Here is a 3,448-nt window from a genome sequence, read left to right on the forward strand (position 1 = left end):
CATGAATAAAGCACTCAGTCGACGCATCCTTGATAATTTATTATAGAAACAGGCTGTCGTCCATGTCGCGGAAGGTTCGGACATGGTCGGAGGCGTGGTCGACTAAGCCGACGCCACGAGCCCACGCCCATCCTGCAGTGTCCCCCGGATGAAGTGCGTTGGGCGGGAGCCCGTCAGCAGCCAGCAGGCGCCGCAGTTCCGTTTGGAAAGCTAGGCCGCCCAACTGCTGCATCACCACGGCGGACAAGTGGTTCGGAGCCGATATTGCCGACCTGATCGCCTTGGATCGTCGCTCGTTCGTCTGGTGCTCGATGCGAAGCAAGGCCGACAAGGCGAATTCCGCGGTCGTACGTTGCCGTCGGAGCGCACTGGGACTCGCCGAGGAACGAAACCCATTCGACGCGAGAACAGTCTCACCGTCCAGCTCCCAAACGCAATATGCCAATTCGCAAATTGCTTCCCTGCGGCGAGAATCGCCGCGAAACTCACCGATGAGCTGTCGTTCACCCACACCGCCGCGAAGCCGCTCACGTATCGGAGAGTCGCTGGCAACAAGTTCACGCTAATTGGCGGTGCGGTAGGCAGCACGTCCAGCATGCCGCCGCGAGACCTGTTCAGATCGACCGCTCGCGCGAACCGGACGGTTGCCGGAACGACCGTTCTTGGTCATGAAGTTCTCCTACACCAAACGCTGGCGACTCCACCCATGTTTCTTGGCTGCCCACCGACCCCGAGGGAAGCACGGGTTGGAGGCTAGCAGCCGTCGTTACTACTTGCTGGAGGTCGAAAGAACTAGACCAGACCACGCGTTTCGTCCAGACAATCCGGTTCGGACGAGACATCCAATCGAAGCTGCCGGACCAATCTCTCCATCTCCTTCTCCCAGCCGGGCGTCCCGCCGCCGGCGCTGTGGATCGCGGTCCGAACCGCGGCTGTGCCGCGGGTGCAAGCCTGGAGGAGATCATCCGCACGGACTTGGAGTTCGACCATGATCTGGCTTTCGCGGTGGTCCAGCCGGGCGGATGAGATGTGGTCCAATGTCTGCAGATTCGACCACAGGTCATCGATATGGGCAGCGAAGTCGGCACGGTCTTTGATGCCGTCGGCACTGATCGAAGCTCTGAAACAGACCGACCAAACCTTCGCCGGGGAATCACCTCGGTCCATGAGGTGCCGTCTGACCCGCGCACCGACGACATCGAGTCCAGGGGCCCCGCTGAGCGTGTCGGAGTCGAGCCGCACACGATATCCGAGAACGTGCATCATTCGTGCCAAGCTTCGCAAGGTCAGGTTGCGCCTGCCGCTGAGTCGCTGGCTGATCTCGGTGGGCGTCACCTCGAGCAGTTCGGCCAGCTGCTTCTTGCTCATTCCCTTCGCGTCCAGTGCGCCGTGCACCATCTCGGTAGCCGACAACAGCAGACGCTCCTCCGCGAACAGCGCTTCTGCCTCCGGTGTCCGCCGGAACCAAGTCGTCATTGTTCTTGCGCCTCCTTCCAGATCCCCCGCGCCCGTTCGGCCTGCGCGCATACCTTGCGATCGGGTGGTTTGACCGCGCCGTGGGTCGCCACCCAGTCCTGCCTCGACCTGATCACGTAGAGCCGATGTCCCGACCTCGTCTTGATCTCATGAACCGGAGGTTCGCCGTTGCATTGCAACGGGCGCATCTCCTCAGGGCTTCGCAGGAATCCCACCTCCGTCAACCTGTCCAACCTTGCCCGGAACTGAGCCTGAGGCTGCGGCGGTAGGCCCGCCAACCAGACTGAAGCGAGGCATCCACGTTCCGGCAGCACCACGCCGTACACCGCCAGCGCGCGTCCTTCATAGATGACCTCCAGCTCAAATGAAGACATAACTTCACTTTCTTGGCAGTGTACTGCCCCGATCCAGTAACGCGTGAACTTTGACGCAAAGATGTGACTGGGAGCCGAACCCCCGCTTCAGCCCGCTGGTGCGATCGATACCGTACTTGAACGCCGTCCTGGCGGCCAGCACGGTTGTTCCTGCGCGGTCAGCAACTGTAAGAACTCCGCGTTGACGAAGAAGCCCAGCGTCGATCTGTACGCTGACGATCGCCCGTACACCCTGCCGGATCTGGCACCGATCTTGGCTGAGCTAGCCGCCTGCTGCCGGGTCGTCGTCGAGAAACCGCTGCAGCGTCGCAGCCGCCTCCTGGGTCAGCGGATCGTCAGGCCCACGCACCAGCAACAGGTCGTCATACACCTCGGTCAACGTGATGTGCGCTTCTGAGCGGTGTCCGATGAGCGCCAACAATCGCCCCAACGCCAACCGCATCTCCAACGCGGTTTCGCTGCCGTCACTCTGGGTGGCCCGCACATCAGCCAACACCGCGCGCATTCCCGACAGAGCCTCGGTGAGCTCACCCAGTTCGATGCGGCAGTCCACCGCGAACTTGCGGCAATCGATCGTGAGCTGATCGGCGAATCCGCGCACGCGCGCGCAGGCCGCCGCGAGCGCATCGAATTCGATTCTAGCCTTACGGATTTCACCGCCGATGAAGCGGGCAAGCGCGACGTCGAAGCGGAGATCAAGCACGCGCGGGCTCTCGGCACCGAAGGCGCGACCCGCGGGCTCGAGCACACCGCCGAGTACATCCGCGGCTTGCAGAGGGCGGCCGTCTGCGATCAACTCACGGTACTCGGCCAGCACAGTTGCCAGTCGCTGCTCGAGCACATCATCGCTCACCGGAGCAGTCGCCGGAAGCACCCCCTGGAACCGGACAGTCGGCGTGACTCGGTCTGGTTGCAAAGGCGCATTGGGCCGCCGGAAAACCGCGGTCGGATCGGGCACGCCCGACAACCGACCCGCGCCGAGATCGACAACTGATCCGACCGGTGGCAGTAGCGGTAACAGGCGCTCATACACCTCAGCGGCGTCGGCCGGTCGCTTCTCGGCATCCTTGGCCAGCAGATCCATAACCAACCGGTCCAGGTCCGCAGGCAGTTCTGCGCGCAACTCGCTCGGCGGGACAGGATCGGTGGCGTAGTGGTGGTGCATGACGATCGGGCCGTTGCCACTGAAAACCGGGTACCCGCAGAGCATTTCGTAGAGAACACAACCGAGGGCGTACAGGTCGGTGCGCGGTGTCGCCTTCGCACCGATGGTTTGCTCGGGCGCCATATACGCGGCCGAGCCGAGCGGCATGCCCGTCGCGGTAAGTTTCGCCGCGTTGGCGGTAAGGAGCGCGGCGATGCCGAAGTCGATGACCTTCACCGTGCCGCCAGGTGTGACAAGTATGTTGTCGGGCTTGAGGTCGCGATGGACGACCGGCAGCGCATGGGCGTACGACAGCGCGGTCGCGATCTGCGCGGCGACCGCGACCGCCCATTCCACCGGCAGCGGGGCATCGGGGTCTAGGTAGTGCCGCAACGTCGTCGCGCCCTCGACGAGTTCCATCACGAGGTACACCGCCGGGCACGTATAACCCACT

3 protein-coding genes are annotated in these 3,448 nt (G+C 63.1%); all 3 read right to left on the reverse strand.

The annotated features are described in order from the left end of the window. Positions 1-792: 792 nt before the first annotated feature. The 3 genes from ACFWPJ_RS28130 to ACFWPJ_RS28140 all read right to left on the reverse strand — a co-directional run bounded on the left by ACFWPJ_RS28130 (position 793) and on the right by ACFWPJ_RS28140 (position 3,417). Positions 793-1,476, reverse strand: coding sequence for a helix-turn-helix domain-containing protein (locus ACFWPJ_RS28130; protein ID WP_378855807.1), 684 nt, complete (start codon positions 1,474-1,476; stop codon positions 793-795). Then, on the reverse strand, positions 1,473-1,850 hold the full coding sequence (locus tag ACFWPJ_RS28135; protein WP_378855808.1) for a hypothetical protein: 378 nt from the start codon (positions 1,848-1,850) through the stop codon (positions 1,473-1,475). The genes ACFWPJ_RS28130 and ACFWPJ_RS28135 overlap by 4 nt, the downstream gene beginning before the upstream one ends. 262 nt (positions 1,851-2,112) lie before the next feature. Then, the gene (locus ACFWPJ_RS28140) at positions 2,113-3,417 is read right to left on the reverse strand and encodes a protein kinase (protein WP_378855809.1); all 1,305 of its coding nucleotides are present in this window, start codon (positions 3,415-3,417) and stop codon (positions 2,113-2,115) included. Positions 3,418-3,448: the final 31 nt, after the last annotated feature.

Source organism: Nocardia sp. NPDC058497, assembly GCF_042720195.1.
GTDB lineage: Bacteria > Actinomycetota > Actinomycetes > Mycobacteriales > Mycobacteriaceae > Nocardia.

Bases quoted from the DNA above. Each gene is read 5' to 3' on its own strand.
- ACFWPJ_RS28130 (WP_378855807.1), bottom strand. From the start codon at position 1,476: ATGACGACTTGGTTCCGGCGGACACCGGAGGCAGAAGCGCTGTTCGCG.
- ACFWPJ_RS28135 (WP_378855808.1), bottom strand. From the start codon at position 1,850: ATGTCTTCATTTGAGCTGGAGGTCATCTATGAAGGACGCGCGCTGGCG.